The organism is Streptomyces barringtoniae (assembly GCF_020819595.1).
Taxonomy (GTDB): domain Bacteria; phylum Actinomycetota; class Actinomycetes; order Streptomycetales; family Streptomycetaceae; genus Streptomyces; species Streptomyces barringtoniae.
On record NZ_JAJHNP010000034.1, the window covers coordinates 18495 to 35730 of the forward strand.

The window sequence follows — 17236 nt, forward strand, 5'->3', positions numbered from 1 at the left end:
GCCTGGTTCCGCGGCCGCCGGGCCCGTGCGAACGTGTCAGACGTGGCGATGATGTCGCCGTTCGCCCGGTCTGACGCGCTGAGCGACGAGCGCGGCGACGTCGTCGTCGCGGGTGCCGGGAACGTAGGCGTTCATGTCGTGGTGGAGGTGGTGCAGGAGTTGGCGGGGTGGGGCCGAGGCCCATCTGCGGATGCGTTGGGCGAGGGGGTAGAAGGTGCCGGTCAGGTCGCGGCTTTCGCTGATGCCGTCGGTGTAGAGCAGCAGGCGGTCGCCCAGGCCGAAGGGGATGGTGTCGAGCTGGTAGTGGTCGCCCAGAAGGGCAGCCATGTTGATGGGCGGCGAGGGTGCGCTGGGCTCCACCTCGCGCGCCTCTCCGTTGTGGAGCAGCAGCGGCGGAGGATGTCCGCAGTTGACGAGGCGGGCGATGGGCTCGTCTGCGGGGATCTCGACGAGCACGATGGTGACGAAGCGCTCGAGCGCGTCCTCGGACAGGGCTTCTTCGACGTGTTCGTGCATGCTTGCTTCCAACATGTGTGCCAGATACGGCAGATCGAGCGCGTCCCGCACGTGCGCCCGGAAGGAGTTGAGCATCGTGGATGCGGCTTCGACGGCGGGAAGTCCCTTGCCGCGCACATCGCCGATGATCAGCCGTACGCCGTGCGGGGTCCGGCGCGCCTCGTAGAAGTCGCCGCCGATGCGGGCATGCGCGGCAGCGGCCTGGTAGATGGTCTCGATGTCGACGTGCCCGAGGTGACGTGGGATCGGGGGCCGCAGTGCGTGCTGTGCGGTTTCCGCCACGCTGCGGACCGCAGCGAGGGTGCGCTCCCGGTGCTGCCGTACCCGACTGGCGTATGCAGCGGCCAGCGTGATGGCCGTGATCGCCACGACGGTGAACACACTGGGTGTCTGAGCGAGATCGTGGTGGGTGGCGGCGAGGGCGATGCCGGCTATCAGGGCCAGCAGTCCGACGACCAGCGTGCCGGCCACGGGCCACATGGCGGCGGCCAGCGCCGGCGCCACGCCGAGCAACCGGTTGAACTGCAGGTTGGGTGTGAGCAGATCCGCGGTCGTGTCCAGCGCGATCACCAGCAGAGGGGCGGCGAGCATGGACTCGCAGACTCTGCTCCTCCCCCGCATTCGCTCAGGAAGTCGTTTCGGGAGGATCACCCGGGCGAGCGATGGGAGTTTGTTCCAGCGGGACGGGATGGGCCTTTCTGCCTGTACAGCCATGTCTTCAGCTCCTCACGTCGAGTGGGACTGTTGGGTCCACACGGTCTTGCCGCGAGCGGTGAGGCGCGTCCCTTGGTGCTGTGTGAGCTCGGAGACGATGGACAGGCCGCGGCCGCCCTCGTCGCTCGGGCGGGCCTTGTGCAGACGGGGAACGGCACCGTTGGTGTCGGAGACTTCGCAGATGAGTGTGTGACCGTCGTTGATCAGGCGCAGTTCTGTCGGCCCGGTCGCGTAGCGGAGGGCATTGGTCACGAGTTCACTGACGATCAAGGCGGTGGTGGAAGCGAGTTCGTCGAGCATCCATGTCGCCAACTGCCGGCGGGTCCAGGCGCGGGCAGCGGCGACGGCCGCAGGGTCGGACGGTACGGCCAGACTTGCGACGTTCTTCGCGTCCAAGGCCTGTGCACGGGCCACGAGCAGGGCCGGCTCATGGCCCGGGTCCACATCGCGACGGGCGCTCTCGATGATCTTCCGCACGTCGAGTCCGGACCGGTTCACCACCTCATGGAGGTGTTCCGTGGCCGCGTCGCCGTCGGGGTGGGCATCGTCGATGCCACCGCTCTTGAGGAGCAGGACGGTACCTGGGGGTACGTCGACCTCGGTGCTCTCGTAAGGATGCTGATCGGTACCCAGAGCCGGATGGGAGGGCAGGCCCGGCGCGCCGACAACACCGTCGGGGTGGATGATCACCAGCTGCGAACCGCCGGCCCGGGACGAGGTGCAGCGCCCGGTGACGGGGTCGTACACCACCAAGAGGCAACTGGCGCCTGCATACTTCACATCGGACGGGAGCCGGCCCGACATCAGGCGCTCCCCCAGGCGGGTCGCCATGTCCTCCAGGCGCGCGAGTATCTCGTCCGGCGCCAGGTCCTCCATGGCCAGCGTGATGATCATCGCTCTCAACTGGCTCATGCCGACCGCGGCATCGACGCCCCACCCTCGTGCGGCTCCCACCACCAGGGCCGCACGTGCACCGGACAGCGGGATGATGTCGAACCACTCGCCTCCTGAGCCCTCCACCGGAAGCTCCCCTTCCGCAGCCTCGATCGCTCCGAAGGACGGAAGCGCCTCAGGAAGCAGCTTTCGCTGCAGGAGCTGGGCATGGACACGTCCCTGGATCCGGTCACGGACGGCGTCCAGACACTGCGCGGCCCGGTCCGCGAACCTGACGGCCGCCTGGAGGTCGTCCACGTCGAAGGGAGCGGACTCCGCCCGCCGATACAGGGCCACCAGGCCGAGAACGGCGTCCCCGACGATCAGGGGGATCACCATGGCGGAGTGGGCCCGCGCCTCCCGGATGCGGTGTGCGCGGGCAGGATCATGCACCGGCCACCGCCCGTCGCGGACCAGGTGGGCGATGAGGCGAGGGCGCAGATCGACGAGGGCCTGCCGGTAGGGGGTCGCACGCGGGATCCGGGACACTTCACCCACCGCGTACGCGGGCCTGACGCTGGTTCCCGGCTTGGCCTGGAAGGCGGCACGTCGAAACGGTGTGCCACTGCGCAGAGGGCGGGGTATGGACACGTCGCCGTGCAGTATCGGCTCCGACACCTCGATGGCGACGAAGTCGGCCAGTTCGGCCACCGCGGCATGAGCGAGCCTGTCTGCGGTCTGGAAGACGTCTGTGCTGGTGCCGAGGGCGGGACTCTCCGGCCCTCGGCGGATGCGGGTAACCACGATGATCGTCCTGTGTTGGATGGACACCGGTTCGCGAGGCGCCGAGCGCGAACCCACCTCATGGACGCCGTCGATGCGCCGCTGGTGGAGGTGTGACCGCGCAGTGGTGCTGCTGGGGTCCGTTCCTCCTCTACCGCTGAACTCTGCGGTGCTGGGGTCCCGGATCTTCTTGAGCTCCACTCTACTTTGTGGAGTGACTCCAGACAATGGAGGGAGTTAAGAGCTTGACAAGATACTGGAATTGCCCTCGGGACCCACCATGAAGACGACGTGCCGCGATGCAACGCCGCACACGAAACCAGCACTGACCGGCGCCAAGAGCGCGCAGCTCCAGGCCTGCACCATGGCGGAGCGACGTTTGGACGTCACTCCGCCATGGGGAGTCCGGCATGAGGCCTATGTATCGCTGCGAGTCCGCGCCAGGAAGCGACGAGGTCCGGCAGTTGCGCGGGGCGGCGTGGGACAGCGGGAGCCGCAGCCGACGAGGCGGGATCCGGTCGACCGTCGACGTTCAGGATTCGCCGCCCGCAAGCACGGTTTGGAGAGGAGGCCCAGGCGTCGCCGCATCTCGTGGACATGCGACGCCTGGGCCATGTGTCGGCGAGGCGATCAGCGGCGCTGGGCGGCGCAGCGCTCGCAGGTACCCCAGAAGGTGACTGCAGCTTCGTCGACCCGGTAGGAAGCGGGCAGGTTGCTCTCAAGGCAGGGTGCCGCACCGACCACGCATTCCACATCGATGATGTCGCCGCAGAGGCGGCACACGAAGTGGTGGTGATTGTCGTTGCGTTCGGGTTCGTACCGCGCCGGCAGGCCCGCGATCTGGGTGCAGCGGATCATGCCCGCCTCCGTCAGCACACGAAGGACGTTGTACGTGGCTTGCAGCGAAAGTTGACCCGTCACCTGCTGCGCCCGGGCCCGAATGGCTTCGACCTCGGGATGCCCGGGCAGCTCCTCGACAGCGGCGAGTACGGCCATGCGCTGCGCAGTCACCCGAAGCTGCGCGTCGCGCAGACGCGTGGCAGCTCGGGCCATCGGCTCCTGTTCTGCTCGATCCCCGTCTACTGCCGGGGCATGGCGGGCGTCCGAGTGTCCGGCGCCGGTCGGCATCGATCGATTCCTGACCATCACTGCCTCCAGAGCGCACAGACTCACCGTCGGAGTCGTTTGCACGCTTCATCCAGAATCTTTTATGTATCCAATCCTAGTTCTGGAGCGACTCAAGTCAATAGAGTCCCACACGTCCACCTTGATGTTCCCGAAGGCGGCGTCCGGCCGGTCCTCGATGCCCTCAGTGAACGCGGCAGGGATCCGGACCCCGGCCACCAGGGCCGGTGGGATCGCCGTCGAGCCTGTCGCGCCGGCAACATGGACCGCCGCACGGCCGGCCCAGAACGACAGCCAGGTCCGCGAGCCAGAGCAGACCGACCATCGTCGCCGCCACACCCAGCCCGGCACGCGTCGGCGTGATCGGTGGGCTCGATGCGGTCGGCCGATCGGCGGCGAAGCGGCCGGGCACACGCAGCAGGAACGCCATCGGGTGATGCGGCCCCGGTCAAAAGGGAGGGCATGCGTGCCGACACGGCGACACGGCTGAGCCGATTGCCGCGACCGACAGCGTCGCGACGCCAGGGGGCCCGGGGATCCACGCATACAGATCCCGAGCACTTCGAGCGCCCACGCGGCCGCGGTCTGCGCACGTGTCAGACAGCGAGACGCTCGGGAGCGCATGCGGGTGACGTGAGACACCTCACCCAACTAGTTCATGATTCAACCTCTCGCGGCGAAATATCTGGCTCGGAAGATTGATTGACATGGGCGTCCCACCCGGGGACGGATCCCGTCCTCACGAGACACCCGAGGAGGCCGCAATGCCGGCATCCGAGAACCGACCGCAGGGACTGCTCGCGCGGATCGGCCGCTTCTTCGGCCGGCCCTCCGGCAGGCACGCAGGACGCGCGTCCCTGCTCCTTTCAGAACAAGAGGAACCCATCATGTTCAACATCGCCAATGTCAAGGCCGCCCCCAGCCCGGATCTGCTGACCCCTGAGAACTCGGTGATGCTGTTCGTCGACCACCAGCCGCAGATGTTCTTCGGGACCGCCAGCGGCGACCGCACCGCGATCGTCAATGCCACCGTCGGACTGGCGAAGGCGGCCAAGGCGTTCGGTGTGCCGACGGTGCTGACCACCGTGGCCGCCGAGTCCTTCTCCGGCCCGCTCCTGCCCCAGCTGGCCGAGGTCTTCCCCGGTCAGGAGATCATCGACCGCACCACGATGAACGCCTGGGAGGACAACGCGGTCGTCGAGGCGATCAAGGCCACCGGCCGCCGGAAGATCGTCATCTCGGGCCTGTGGACCGAGGTGTGCATCGTTCTCCCCGTGCTGTCCGCGCTCGGACAGGGCTACGAGGTGTACGTCGTGGCCGACGCCTCCGGCGGTGTCACCCCGCAGGCTCACGAGCACGCCATCGAGCGGATGGTCAATGCCGGTGCCGTGCCGGTGACCTGGATCCAGGTCCTGCTCGAGCTGCAGCGCGACTGGGCCCGTGCCGAGACGTACCTCCCTGTCATGGAGATCGTCAAGGAGCACGGCGGCGCCTACGGTCTCGGCGTCGTCTACGCCCAGTCCGTCATCGGCGCCCACGCCGCGGGCTGATTCGCCGGGTCGCCGGCCCGAGGGCGCCCCGCCCCTGGGCCGGCACCGGCCCGCAGCCCAAGACCTCGAAGTACCCGCCGTCCGGGGATGCAGCGGCGCAGAGGTCATCCCGCGTCCCAGAAGCAGCGGGCCTGCCACCGAACGGCCGGCCCATGGACGGCCCATGTTCGCGTGCGCCAGCAATCCGAACCCGGCATGGGCCGTGACCCAAGGAAACGACAGTGAACCTCAATCATTCCTCGGCGCCCGGCGCGTCGGGCGGTCGTGAGCCGCTGCTGCCGGCCCTGATGACCGCGACGGCGGTGAGCGGGCTCATCGACGCGGTCAGCTATCTGGGGCTGGGCCATGTCTTCACCGCGAACATGACCGGCAACGTGGTCATCATCGGCTTCGCCGCCGCCGGCGTCCCCGGCTTCTCGGTGCTCGGCTCGCTGGTGTCGCTGGCCGCCTTCCTTCTCGGGGCGGGGGCGGCCGGCCGTCTGGCAACCGTGATGGGCCACAGGACGTCGCCGAGCCGGCTGCGCTGCATCCTGCTGCTGGAAACGGTGCTGCTGGCCACGGCCACCACGGTCGCCTTTGTCGCGAGCCATGCGGTCCATGCGCTCATCGCCCTGATCGCGCTGGCCATGGGCCTGCGCAACGGGACGGTCCGCAAACTCGCCGTTCCGGACGTGACCACGACGGTGCTGACCCTGACGCTGACCGGACTGGCATCCGACTCGACTCCGGCAGGCGGTACCAATCCGCGTGCCGGCCGTCGGCTGGCCTCGGTGCTGGCGATGCTGGCAGGCGCGTTCGGCGGAGCCGTGCTCGTGCAGCAGACGGGGCTCGGCTGGCCTCTGCTGGCGAGCACATTCGGTACCGCTGCCGCCGTCCTGGCCGTACCGCGTGGCCGATCCGCGGGCTGACTCGGGCCGCCTGTCAGTCCCCCCTCACCGCGGCCCCAGCGGCCGCTTCACCCCCCACATCCCCCGTTTTTTGGGGCTTGCTCATCGGAGATGATTTCCATGGCCACTATGCCCGTGGCTGGCCTCCCCCCGGTCAGCGACGACCACGTCGCCGACCTCGTGATCCGCAACGCCAGGCTCTACACCGGCGACCCGACAAACCCCCAGGCCAGCGCCGTCGCCATCAAGGACGGCAAGGTCACCGTGGTCGGTGACGACAACGACGTCGCCCGACTGATCAGCGGCCGGACCCGAGTGGTCGACGCGCTGGGCCGCCGGGTCGTGCCCGGCCTCAACGACTCCCACCTGCACGTGATCCGCGGCGGCCTGAACTACGTCCTGGAACTGCGCTGGGACGGTGTGCCCACGCTGCGTCAGGCCCTGGCGATGCTGCGCGAGCAGGCCGCCCGCACCCCCAAGGGGCAGTGGGTCAGGGTGGTCGGCGGATGGTCGGCCGACCAGTTCGCCGAAAAGCGCCTGCCGACCCTGGCCGAGCTGAACGCGGCCGCTCCGGACACACCGGTGTTCGTGCTGCACCTGTACCAGTCCGCCCTGATGAACCGCGCGGCGCTGAAGGCCGCCGGCTACACCAAGTCCACGCCCGACCCCAAGGGCGGCCAGCTCATGCGCGGCCGTGACGGCGAGCCGACCGGCATGCTCCTGGCCGCCCCCAGCGCGCTGATCCTGTACTCCACCCTCGCCGCGGCACCGACGCTGCAGGGCGAGGACCTGAAGACCTCCACCCGCCACTTCCTGCGCGAGCTGAACCGATTCGGCCTCACCTCGGCCATCGACGCGGCCGGCGGCTTCCAGAACTTCCCCGACAACTACGGCACCGTCATCGACCTCGCCAAGGCCGGCCAGCTGTCGCTGCGCATCGCCTACCACCTCTTCCCGCAGACCCCGGGACAGGAGATCGACGACCTCAAGCGCTGGATCGACATGGTCAAGCCCGGAGACGGCGACGCATGGCTCCGGCTCAACGGCGCCGGAGAGAACCTGACTTGGTCGGCGGCCGACTTCGAGAACTTCACCGAGCCCAGGCCCGAGCTGGCCGCGGGCTACGAGGGCGACTTCGAGAAGGCCGTACGGCTGCTGATGGAGAACGGCTGGGGCTTCCGGCTGCACGCCACCTACGACGAGACGATCCGCCGCGACCTCGCGGTCTTCGAGAAGCTCGCAGCCGAGGGCCTCTTCCCCGCCGGCAACCGCTGGCTGTTCGACCACGCGGAGACCGTCTCGGGCGAGAGCCTGGACCGCGTCGCGGCACTGGGCGGCGCCATGTCGGTCCAGAACCGCATGTCCTTCCAGGGCGAGGCGTTCGTACGCCGCTACGGCGCCGCTGCCGCAGCAGACGCACCCCCGGTGCGCGCCATGCTGGAGCGCGGCCTGACCGTCGGCGCCGGCACGGACGCCACCCGGGTGTCCTCCTACAACCCGTGGGTCGCGCTGCACTGGCTGGTCTCCGGCCGGACCATCGGCGACCTGACGATCTACCCGCCGGAAAACCGCGTCAGCCGGGAGACGGCACTGACCATGTACACCCAGGCCGGCGCCAAACTCACCGGTGAGCAGGACGTCAAGGGCATCCTCAAGCCCGGCTTCTACGGCGACCTCGCCGTCCTCTCCGACGACTTCTTCACCGTCCCGGAGCAGGACATCCCGCACATCGAGTCCCTCCTGACCGTCACCGGCGGACGCATCGTGTACGCCGCAGGCGAGTACGAAGGTCTGGACGAGGCGATACCGGCGATCAGCCCGGCTTGGAGTCCGGTCGCCCACTACGGGGGCTACCAGGCCACCGTCAAGCCCAGTATCTCGGGCGCGCGACAGGCGGAGCTGCTCGGCCAGGCCGTCGCCGAGTCCGAGCAGCACCGGCACTGGCGCGCCCAGCGCGGCTTCGCGCCGGAGGCTCCGACCGAGATCTTCGACACCTGCTTCGTGCTCTGAGGCACCGCACCCGACCTCTACCGCACCACCCACCACGTACGAGGAGAGTGTGATGAACACCGGACTGCTCATCCTGAGGCTGGTCGTCGGCCTGCTGTTCGCCGGGCATGGGATCCAGAAGGTCAGCCACCGCCTGGGAGGTCACGGGATCGAGGGTGGAGCTGCGGAGTTCCGAGCGGACGGGTTCCGTGGCGGCCGGCTCACTGCGGCCGCCGCGGGCCTCGGACAGATCACCGCGGGTCTGCTGCTCAGCGCGGGAGCGCTCACCCCTTTGGCGGCCACCATCTCGGCGGGAGTCATGACGGTCGCGGCCACGGTGAAGTGGCGCAACGGGCTCTGGGTGCAGCACGACGGGTACGAGTACCCACTCGTCCTGACCGTCCTGCCGGCCGTGCTGACGCTCACCGGGCCCGGCCGCTGGTCGGTCGACCACGCCATCGGCCTCCTTCCCTGGGCCCCCTGGTGGGCGGCCTCGGCCGTCGGCCTCGGCATTCTCAGCGGGCTGACGACCCGCGCCGTCCTGGCACGGCCGGGACTGCCCGTCTGAGTCATCAGGAACATCTGCGCCGCCGGCGCGTTGAGACTGGCATGGAGAGAGAGACGAGAGGGCGGCGGAGGGCGGAGCCCACGCCGCCCTCCGCCAGTGGCGACGTCCGTAGTGGCGGCGAGAGCATCGACCGTGAGCTGCTCGACGGGTGGATGCTGGTGATGCAGGGCTTCCAGGCCACGCAGGACTCTCTCGCGAGCGAACTGGCCGAGCGCTTCAACCTCCGCCAAGGCGCCGCCGAGGTTCTGGTGCGCTTGCTCACCGCGCCCAAGAACCGGATGCCGATGACACGCCTGGCACACGAGACACGCATGTCCAGTGGCGGGTTCACCAAGCTTGCCGACCGGCTCTGTGCGGCAGGTCTGACCCGGCGTATGACCTGTGAGGAAGACCGGCGCCTCATCTACCTCGAACTGACGGACCTGGGCAAGGACACAGCCCGGGCCGTCTCCGAGGCGGTTACGGGGATTCTGCGCGATCGAGTCCTCGCCCCTCTCGGCCGCGACGGGTTGGGCAAGCTCGCCGATGCCATGCGCGCGGTGCGCGACGCCAATGACGATCCCGGGAAGTGACGTCGGCACGCGGGACGTCCGAGGACAGAAACGTCGTCTGCGAATGCACTTCCTCATGGGTGAAGCGCAATTACCGAGTTGCGGTGGAGGAAGGCGACGTCAGGCCGACCGTTCCGTGCATTCCGAATTCACACCGACGCCTTCGTCGTGGTGGTCGACCGGCCCGATAAGTGCCTCACTGATCTCGCGCAATTGCTCAACCTGGGCAGGCGTGAGACGGTCGACGAAATGAGAGCGCACGCAGGCGAGCTGGAGGGGAGCTGCGGCCCGCAAGGCATCTCTTCCCGCACCGGTCAGCCGCGCCATGACGATGCGGCGGCTGACGGGATCCGGAACGCGCACCACCCAGCCGTGCTCCCGTGTGCGATCCACCAGATGGGAGAGTCTGCTGGTCGATATGCCCATCCGCCGGGCCAACTTGGTCAGGCCCAATTGCCCCTCAGGAGCTTCCGCCAGCCAAGAGAGCATCTCGTAGTGGATCTGCCACATGCCGGTCTCACGTCGAATTTCCTGCCCGACCTGCTCAGTCAGCCACCGTGCCGCACTACTGAAGACGCGCACAGAGTGCTGCGCGTCAACGTCGGCCGATTCAATGCTCTCCACAAGGACTCCTTGAATTTCGCGACACCCCTCAGTGTAATTTAATGTTGAACCAAATGGGAAGTGTGACGTACGCACTTGGTCAGACGCCTTTACCGGTCACCAGCACGGCATGGGCGATTCCGGTGAGGTTGCCCTGTGCGACGAGGATCTCCTTGCGGTCCGATCCGTCGAGGCCGGCGGTGTAGATGCTGCCGCCCAGGTCGGTCACGTACATACGGCCGCCCTCCGGGTCGAGGGTGATGCCGATGCCTTCCATCAGGTGGGTGAGGAGGATCTCGGGCGAACGTACTGCGTTCGGCGGGTGCATGGGTGCGCGGTTCACGGTGTTGCCCCGGGGCGGGTCGCCGCGGTCCGTCCAGTACAACAGGCGCTGCGCGTGATCGAGTTCGAGGTCGATCGGCTCCGGCAGCCCTTCGAAGAGCACTTCGATGTCGCTGCGTTCGGCCGCGCTCTGCCCCTCGGGAAGGTCGATTCCGGCCCGCAGGATCTTCCCCTCCCCCGCGTCGCTCGGGCCCTTCTGGGACCAGTAGAGATGTCCGCCGGCCGGGTCGACGGCGACTCCCACGCACCACCTTCTCTCGTCCTGGCGGTCGTCGGCTCCCTGTCCCGTCTGCACGAGTGTCTCGACGTTCGAGCCGTCGAGTTCGCAGCGCATCACGCGCATGCCCTCACGATCACCCCAGTACAGCTTCCGGCCCACTGGCTCGAAGTGGAGCTGCTTCGGGGTGTGCGTGACGCCGCTCGGCACGATCGTCGTCCGGTTGCCTCCGTCCAGGTCCACACGCTCGATCGAGCCGTCGTTCTCCTCCGGCACACCCATGTTCGTCCAGTAGATGTGCCCGGCCGCCACATCGACCGCCACCCCGTCAGGAACCCTGCACCCGGTGACAAGGACCGTCTTGCCCGAGCCGTCGGGACGCACGCAGAACAGCCGGCCGCCACCGCTGGCTTCGAGTACGAAAAGCCTTTCCTGCCGCTGCGTCATGCCCCCTCCTCTGTCACGGGGTCGGCTGTGGACCCCGGGGCGGAGGAGTCATGCCGGGCGCGCACGGCCAGCAGGGCCGAGAGCATCGCGTCGCGCCGGTCGGCCAGCTCGTCGACCGAGTGGCCGCTCGCCTCATCGAGGACACCGGCCACGATCGTCTGCTGGAGCTCGGGTGTGAACTCCGGGGTGCCCAGGTCCTGCCAGGACGCCACCATCCGCGGCATGAGCGTCTCCATGAAGTGCTGGATGCCGCCCTCGCCTCCGCCCAGATGCCACAGCAGATGAGGTCCCATGACACCCCATCTGAGCCCCGGGCCCCAGGACACCGCGTCGTCGGAGTCGGCCACGTCGAGCACGCCCTCCTGGACCAGGTACACCACCTCGCGGTACAGGGCGACCTGGATGCGGTTGGCGACGTGCCCGGGAAGTTCCTTCTTGAGGTGGACCGGCTTCTTGCCGATCGCGGCGTAGAACGCCATGACGTCCCGGACCGTGTCCGGATCGGTCCTCGTGCCGCCGACGACCTCGACCAGTGGGATGATGTGCGGCGGGTTGAAGGGATGCCCGATGACGGTCCGCTCCGGGCGCCGGCACTCGGCCTGGATGACGCTCATCGTGATGCCCGATGAACTCGACGCGAGAATCGCGTCCGGCGGCGTGGCCTCGTCGATGTCGGCGAACAGCTTCACCTTGAGCTCCGGCCGCTCCGGTGCGTTCTCCTGCACGAAGTCGGCGTCCGCGACGGCCTGACGCAGGTCGGCGGTGAAGCTGAGCCGGTCGGGCGAAGCTCCGGGCGCGAGCCCGATCGAGGCGGCCGCGTCCCATGCCGCCTCCACGTACGACCGCAGAGCCGTCTCCGCGGTGGGGGCGGGATCGGTCGCCGTGACGTCGAAGCCGCGCGCGAGATAGTGCGTCGCCCAGCTCGCACCGATCGTGCCGGTCCCGACGATCGCCACGCGGTGGACAGGCCTGTGCGCGTTCATGACTGGTCACTGCTCCTGAGAGAATGGGATACGGGGACGTAGGAGGCTGACGTGACCGGTATCAACGGCCGTGCCAGACGGGTGCGCGCTTCTCGGCGAACGCCCGCGCGCCTTCCCGGGCGTCCTCACTGCTGGCCAGCCCGCTGGTGATCTCGTCCTGGCGTGTGAACGCGTCGCTCTCGTTCAGGCCCTGGGTTTCGCGCAGGACCTCCTTGACGGCTGCGAGCGCCAGCGGTGCGTTCCCCGCGACGCGCCCCGCCAGTTCCCGGGCCACAGCCAACGCGCTGCCGGGTGGGGTCAGTTCGTTGACGAGCCCGTACTGCTTGGCTTCCGCGGCGGTCAGCGGCTCGCCGGTGAGCAGTACGCCCGCGGCGACGTGGTACGGAAGGCGGCGCGGCAGCCGGACCAGTCCGCCCTCTGCCGCCACGAGACCGCGGGTGGTCTCGGGAAGCCCGAACCGGGCGTCCTCCGCGGCGACGATCAGATCGCAGGCGAGTACCATCTCGAAGCCTCCGCCGAGCGCCCAGCCCTCGACCGCGGCGATCAGCGGCTTGCGTACCGCCGCGCGGGTGAGCCCGCCGAATCCCCGGCCGGGGAGCACCGGCAACTCCCCTCTGGTGAAGGCTTTCAGGTCCATGCCGGCGCTGAACACCCCGCCGGCGCCCGTGAGGACGCCGACCGAGAGTTCCGGGTCCGCGTCGAGCAGATCCACGGCCGCCGCGAGTTGTACCGCGACCTCGTGGTCGACGGCGTTCTTCTGTGCCGGACGGTTGATGGTGAGGGTCAGCACGCCGCCGCGGCGCTCGTGCAGCACCATGGCCGCCGCTTCGGGCGCCGTGCTCATTGCGGCGCCTGCGCTTGCGTCGGGCCGGGAATCGCTCCCTGGGCGCGCAGCTCGGCGATGTCGGCAGGGCCGAATCCCAGCTCGGCGAGGATTCCGTCGTTGTGCTCACCAAGGTCCGGGGCCCGCTTCGCCGGGACTTTCTCGACGCCTCGCACCGTGACCGGACTGTTGATGGTGTACTCCAGCCCGCTGACCCCTGCCAGCGGCACGACGATGTCGTTCGCGCGCAGTTGCGGGTCCTGCGCTGCGTCCTCGGGTGTCTGGATGAGGCTGTAGGTGACGCGTTCCCGGGTCAGGGCGTCCTTCCAGTGGGCGAACGGGCGAGAGCGGAACTCGGCGTCGAGCAGTTCCGTCAGTGCGGCGGAGTTCTTGACGAAGCCCTCGATGCCGGTGAAACGGGGGTCCTCGAGGAGCTCGGGATGCCCGATGGCCCGCGTGAGTCCCGGCCAGTGCGGGGGTGAGGCGACCAGCATGAACCACTCGTCGTCCGCGGTGCGGTAGGGATTGATCAGGGGGTTCGCCGGTGCCTTGCGATCGTGCAGCTCGAACGGCGTGCCGCCGGCGAGCGCGCCGGCCACGAGTGTTCCCGTCGCCCATACGCCTGCGGCGAGCAGCGACGTCCCGACGCTGGCCCCTTGTCCTGTCCGCTCGCGGCGGTAGAGGGCGGTCACGATCGCTGCGTAGATCGCGATCGCCGACATGTAGTCGCCGCTGCCCCAGACCGGCACCGTCGGCGGTGCTCCCGCGTCCCGGGTGGAGGCCAGCAGCCCGCTGCGCGACCAGGCGGCGGTCAGGTCGAAGCCGGGCAGTCCGGCGTCGGGACCGGCATCGCCGAAGCCGGTGATGTCGGCGTAGACGACTCTCGGGTTCCAGCCCGAGACCTCTTCGTAGCCGAGGTGCAGCTTCTCGCGCGTGCCGTGCGGGAAGTTGGTGATCACCACGTCGGCCCACTGGACGAGCCGCTTGAGGACCTCGGTGGCCGCTGGGGACTTCAGGTCGAGCACCATGCCCCGCTTGTTGCGGTTGGCGAGGTGCCAGCTGTAGTTGGCCTCGGCCCGGGGGCTGGGCGGCACGGAGCTGAGCCGCCGCTGGGGGTCCCCCTTGCCCGGTGGCTCGATCTTGATGACGTCCGCTCCGAAGTCGGAGAGTACGGTGGCCGCGGCCGGTCCCGCGATGAAGCTCGACGCGTCGAGGACCTTCAAGCCGGTGAAGACGGATTCGGTGGTCATGGTCGTCACCTCACGAAGGCGCTCAGGCCGCCGGTCACGGCACGTCCGACGATGAGGGTCTGGATCTCCCGTGTGCCCTCGTACGAGTAGATGGCCTCCGCGTCGGCGACGAAGCGGCCGATCTTGTAGTCGAGGACGATCCCGTTGCCGGCCATCAGCTCCCGCGCCCACCCGACGTTCTCGCGCATCCGCACGGTGCAGTGGGCCTTCGCCAGCGCGGACTGCTCGTCCCGGTACACCCCGGCGTCCTGCAACTGGGCCAGTCGCGTCACCATCCCGCAGGATGCCGTGGCGTTGCCGAGCATCTTCACCAGCAGGTCCTGCACGAGCTGGAAGCCTCCGATGGGGCGACCGAACTGCTCGCGCTCCTTCGCGTAACTCAGGGCGATCTCGTAGGCGCCGAACATCACTCCCACCGCCTGCCACGCCACGCCGCTGCGCGTCTGGCGCAGGATCTTGGCGGTGTCCTTGAAGGAGTTCGCGTTCTGGAGCCGGTTGGACTCCGGGACGCGGCAGCCGTCGAGCACGATGTCGGCGTTCTGCACGATCCGCAGCGCCATCTTGTTCTCGATCTTCGTCGCGGTGAACCCGGGGGTGTCCTTCTCCACGACGAATCCCAGCACATGCTGTGTTTCGACATCGCGGGCCCAGATGACGACCAGGTCGGCGAACGTCGCGTTGCCGATCCATCGCTTGGCTCCGTCGAGGATCCATCCGTCGCCGTCACGTCGCGCGGTCGTCCGCAAGCCGCCCGCCACGTCGGATCCGCCGTGCGGCTCGGTCAGCCCGAAGGCGCCGATCTTTTCGAAGCGGCTCATCGTCGGCAGCCACCGCCGCTTCTGTTCGTCGGAGCCGCAGGCGAGGATGGTGCCCATGGCCAGACCTGTGTGCACGCCGAAGAACGTCGCCAAGGACGCGTCGAAGTGTGCGAGTTCCAGCGCGGTGAAGCCCGAGAAGAGGTTGCTCGGCCTTGATTCCGGGGAGTCGGGGTCGGCCCATTCCATCAAGCCCAGCTTCCCGAAGCCCTCCACCAGCTGGAAGGGGAACTCGGCGCGGGCCCAGTAGTCGTCGACGAGCGGGGCGGCCTGCGTGCGCAGGAATTCGCGCAAGGATGCGATCTTCCCCCGTTCCTTCTCCGACAGCAGTTCCTCATGGGCGTAGAAGTCGGCGGGCAGCAGCCCTGCGTCCAGGTAGGGACCGGACGGTGTCGGCAAGGTCGTCGTACCGCTCATGGCAGTCTCCCTCAAACGCAGTGGGCACGGCTCGCAGGTCCGTGCCCTGGAGCCGACTTCTGCGCGGCGAATCGGTTCTCTGCCTCGATTGAACGAGGAGCCTGGGCCGGTTCCCCGGCCCCTCGCCGCTGCGGGGTGCCTTTGCCACCGCGTATCACCCCAGTGGCTCGCCGCAGCCCGGTGAGACAGAGGCGCGGGGCGCGCAGCATCAGCCCATCGGGTCTGTACAAGATCCGCCCGGGCCCCACCGCGGCGGCTTCTGGCATGGCCTCGCGAAATGCCTGCGCCAGACCCGGCCCGCGTCTCTTCGGGTCGCGTAGATGTCAGAAGACGCTTCCCTTCCGCGAAGTCGTACACATACTGGGCAGCTGGGGCGGTCACGACGCGTGGCCGGCACCGCTCCACGCCGCCATGGGCTTCGAGGACATCCGAGACCAGGTCGCTCATTGTCTCCTGCTGTCCCAGTGAGCCGGGTGCCGTCCAATACCACCTCACGCACGTCTACTCCAAGCTCCGCATCTGCTCCCGCAGTGAACTGGTTGGGTCAAATCCCTCGCTCTGTTGGCGCTTTCAGCGCGACTTGGCGTAGGCACGCTGGGTCCCGATGAACGTGGCGGAGTCGGCGGCTCGGGGCACCGTGTGCGTCACATCTCCGGCTCCGACCAGAAGTCGGGCGGGACGATACCGGCGGAGCGGCCGTGGCGGTCCAGGAGGCGCCCCATCAGCTTGTCCTGGCGCAGGGCGATGACGCGGTCGACGATGTCGAGGCTCGGGTGGGCGGAGGCCAGCTGGGTCTCCAGGCGCAGGACGTCGCTGACGGAGTGCAGGCTGGCCTGAAGGATGAGGTTGTGAGGGCCGCTGACGGCGGCGCAGTTGCGGGTCTCGGGCAGACGGACGAGGGCGTGCCCGATCTCGGGGAGATCGGCGGGCGGGACTCTGGCCCAGAGGGTGACCGCGACGGGCCAGCCACCGAGGGGGCGGGCGAAGTCGCAGCGGAACCGCAGCAGGCCGCGTCGGGTGAGCTGTTCGGTGCGGCGTTTTGCGGTGTTGAGGCTGACGCCGAGGTCGCTCGCCAGGGTCTGGTAGGGCGCTCGGCCGTCGTGGGCGATCCGGGTGATGAGGGCGCGGTCGAAGGGCGTGATCTCGCCCGGGGCGACAGGGGTCTGGGCCGGGGGCGGGCCGGTCAGCTGGGCACGCTGGGCGGGGTCCAGGGCGGCGATGCGCCACCGGCCGCCCTCGGTGAACATGTGGGTGACGATCCGGACTTCCACGGCGGTGATGCCGGGAAGGTGCGGGAGCAGGTCGAGGGTGTAGCGGGAGAGGGCCGGCAGGTCGCGGGTGGCGGCGATGGCGAGGATGTCGTGGCCGGCGGCCGCGCGCTCGATCGTGAGCATGTGGGGGTGGGCGCTCAGTGCCTGGGCGACCCCGGTGGTGGCGCCGGGAGCGCAGTCGATCACGACGAAGGCCACGCAGATCTGCTCGAACAGGCGTGGGCCGGGTGAGAATCCCACCCAGGCGGCGCCCTGCTCGGACAGGCGGCCGAAGCGGCGGGCGACGGTGACCGGGTCGACCTCCAGGGCACGCCCGAGCTCGGTCCATGAGGCCCGCGGCTGCAGCTGCAGGGCGTTGATCAGCGCCAGGTCGTCCTCTGTCAGCAGCGCTGGTGCATCATCCTGCATGACCCTCTCCTGCGAGGCATAATCCTGCGTTTGGCGGCTTTCACGCGTCACTCTCCCATTGTGGACTTCAGGGGCCCGCACCTGTCGAGCGTGAGGAGGGCCGG

15 protein-coding genes are annotated in these 17236 nt (G+C 68.8%); 5 read left to right on the forward strand and 10 right to left on the reverse strand.

Features of this window, described 5'->3' with window-relative positions; genetic code table 11:
* Positions 1-36: 36 nt before the first annotated feature.
* The 3 genes from LMU33_RS38520 to LMU33_RS38530 all read right to left on the reverse strand — a co-directional run bounded on the left by LMU33_RS38520 (position 37) and on the right by LMU33_RS38530 (position 4014).
* Positions 37-1107 (reverse strand): PP2C family protein-serine/threonine phosphatase, encoded by a 1071-nt coding sequence (locus tag LMU33_RS38520; protein WP_228626390.1) that lies wholly within the window; start codon positions 1105-1107, stop codon positions 37-39.
* Positions 1108-1242: 135 nt separating this feature from the next.
* Positions 1243-3114 (reverse strand): ATP-binding SpoIIE family protein phosphatase, encoded by a 1872-nt coding sequence (locus LMU33_RS38525; RefSeq protein ID WP_228626392.1) that lies wholly within the window; start codon positions 3112-3114, stop codon positions 1243-1245.
* Between the two features lie 402 nt (positions 3115-3516).
* Positions 3517-4014, reverse strand: coding sequence for a Fur family transcriptional regulator (locus LMU33_RS38530; RefSeq protein ID WP_228626394.1), 498 nt, complete (start codon positions 4012-4014; stop codon positions 3517-3519).
* Positions 4015-4898: 884 nt separating this feature from the next.
* Between LMU33_RS38530 and LMU33_RS38535 the strand changes: the two genes are divergently transcribed.
* The 5 genes from LMU33_RS38535 to LMU33_RS38555 all read left to right on the forward strand — a co-directional run bounded on the left by LMU33_RS38535 (position 4899) and on the right by LMU33_RS38555 (position 9577).
* Complete coding sequence (locus LMU33_RS38535) at positions 4899-5561, forward strand: hydrolase (RefSeq protein WP_228626459.1); 663 nt, start codon at positions 4899-4901, stop codon at positions 5559-5561.
* A 221-nt stretch (positions 5562-5782) separates the two neighbouring features.
* Complete coding sequence (locus LMU33_RS38540) at positions 5783-6469, forward strand: YoaK family protein (RefSeq protein ID WP_372478141.1); 687 nt, start codon at positions 5783-5785, stop codon at positions 6467-6469.
* A 99-nt stretch (positions 6470-6568) separates the two neighbouring features.
* On the forward strand, positions 6569-8458 hold the full coding sequence (locus LMU33_RS38545; protein ID WP_228626396.1) for an amidohydrolase: 1890 nt from the start codon (positions 6569-6571) through the stop codon (positions 8456-8458).
* A 52-nt stretch (positions 8459-8510) separates the two neighbouring features.
* Positions 8511-9005: a DoxX family protein gene (locus LMU33_RS38550; RefSeq protein WP_228626398.1), complete on the forward strand. Its 495-nt coding sequence runs from the start codon at positions 8511-8513 to the stop codon at positions 9003-9005.
* Positions 9006-9046: 41 nt separating this feature from the next.
* Complete coding sequence (locus tag LMU33_RS38555) at positions 9047-9577, forward strand: MarR family winged helix-turn-helix transcriptional regulator (RefSeq protein WP_228626400.1); 531 nt, start codon at positions 9047-9049, stop codon at positions 9575-9577.
* Between the two features lie 99 nt (positions 9578-9676).
* Here the strand turns inward: LMU33_RS38555 and LMU33_RS38560 are convergent, their stop codons facing one another.
* The 7 genes from LMU33_RS38560 to LMU33_RS38590 all read right to left on the reverse strand — a co-directional run bounded on the left by LMU33_RS38560 (position 9677) and on the right by LMU33_RS38590 (position 17132).
* A complete protein-coding gene (locus tag LMU33_RS38560; RefSeq protein WP_228626402.1) occupies positions 9677-10180 on the reverse strand; it encodes a MarR family winged helix-turn-helix transcriptional regulator in 504 nt (167 codons plus the stop codon).
* Between the two features lie 79 nt (positions 10181-10259).
* Positions 10260-11165 (reverse strand): 3-hydroxyacyl-CoA dehydrogenase, encoded by a 906-nt coding sequence (locus LMU33_RS38565; protein ID WP_228626404.1) that lies wholly within the window; start codon positions 11163-11165, stop codon positions 10260-10262.
* On the reverse strand, positions 11162-12148 hold the full coding sequence (locus LMU33_RS38570; protein WP_228626406.1) for a 3-hydroxyacyl-CoA dehydrogenase NAD-binding domain-containing protein: 987 nt from the start codon (positions 12146-12148) through the stop codon (positions 11162-11164). Before LMU33_RS38570 ends, LMU33_RS38565 begins: the two co-directional genes overlap by 4 nt.
* A 61-nt stretch (positions 12149-12209) precedes the next feature.
* A complete protein-coding gene (locus LMU33_RS38575) occupies positions 12210-12992 on the reverse strand; it encodes a crotonase/enoyl-CoA hydratase family protein (protein WP_228626408.1) in 783 nt (260 codons plus the stop codon).
* Positions 12989-14221: a CaiB/BaiF CoA transferase family protein gene (locus tag LMU33_RS38580; protein WP_228626410.1), complete on the reverse strand. Its 1233-nt coding sequence runs from the start codon at positions 14219-14221 to the stop codon at positions 12989-12991. The genes LMU33_RS38575 and LMU33_RS38580 overlap by 4 nt, the downstream gene beginning before the upstream one ends.
* 5 nt (positions 14222-14226) lie before the next feature.
* Entirely contained in the window at positions 14227-15453 is a 1227-nt protein-coding gene (locus LMU33_RS38585) for an acyl-CoA dehydrogenase family protein (RefSeq protein WP_228626412.1), read from the reverse strand.
* A 644-nt stretch (positions 15454-16097) separates the two neighbouring features.
* Complete coding sequence (locus tag LMU33_RS38590) at positions 16098-17132, reverse strand: Lrp/AsnC family transcriptional regulator (RefSeq protein ID WP_228626415.1); 1035 nt, start codon at positions 17130-17132, stop codon at positions 16098-16100.
* Positions 17133-17236: the final 104 nt, after the last annotated feature.

What these genes read in the sequence shown, in the direction of transcription:
- LMU33_RS38520 (WP_228626390.1), bottom strand. Translation starts at nt 1,107, where the DNA reads ATGCTCGCCGCCCCTCTGCTGGTGATCGCGCTGGACACGACCGCGGAT.
- LMU33_RS38530 (WP_228626394.1), bottom strand. Translation starts at nt 4,014, where the DNA reads ATGCCGACCGGCGCCGGACACTCGGACGCCCGCCATGCCCCGGCAGTA.
- LMU33_RS38535 (WP_228626459.1), top strand. Translation starts at nt 4,899, where the DNA reads ATGTTCAACATCGCCAATGTCAAGGCCGCCCCCAGCCCGGATCTGCTG.
- LMU33_RS38545 (WP_228626396.1), top strand. Translation starts at nt 6,569, where the DNA reads ATGGCCACTATGCCCGTGGCTGGCCTCCCCCCGGTCAGCGACGACCAC.
- LMU33_RS38550 (WP_228626398.1), top strand. Translation starts at nt 8,511, where the DNA reads ATGAACACCGGACTGCTCATCCTGAGGCTGGTCGTCGGCCTGCTGTTC.
- LMU33_RS38555 (WP_228626400.1), top strand. Translation starts at nt 9,047, where the DNA reads ATGGAGAGAGAGACGAGAGGGCGGCGGAGGGCGGAGCCCACGCCGCCC.
- LMU33_RS38565 (WP_228626404.1), bottom strand. Translation starts at nt 11,165, where the DNA reads ATGACGCAGCGGCAGGAAAGGCTTTTCGTACTCGAAGCCAGCGGTGGC.
- LMU33_RS38570 (WP_228626406.1), bottom strand. Translation starts at nt 12,148, where the DNA reads ATGAACGCGCACAGGCCTGTCCACCGCGTGGCGATCGTCGGGACCGGC.
- LMU33_RS38575 (WP_228626408.1), bottom strand. Translation starts at nt 12,992, where the DNA reads ATGAGCACGGCGCCCGAAGCGGCGGCCATGGTGCTGCACGAGCGCCGC.
- LMU33_RS38580 (WP_228626410.1), bottom strand. Translation starts at nt 14,221, where the DNA reads ATGACCACCGAATCCGTCTTCACCGGCTTGAAGGTCCTCGACGCGTCG.
- LMU33_RS38585 (WP_228626412.1), bottom strand. Translation starts at nt 15,453, where the DNA reads ATGAGCGGTACGACGACCTTGCCGACACCGTCCGGTCCCTACCTGGAC.
- LMU33_RS38590 (WP_228626415.1), bottom strand. Translation starts at nt 17,132, where the DNA reads ATGCAGGATGATGCACCAGCGCTGCTGACAGAGGACGACCTGGCGCTG.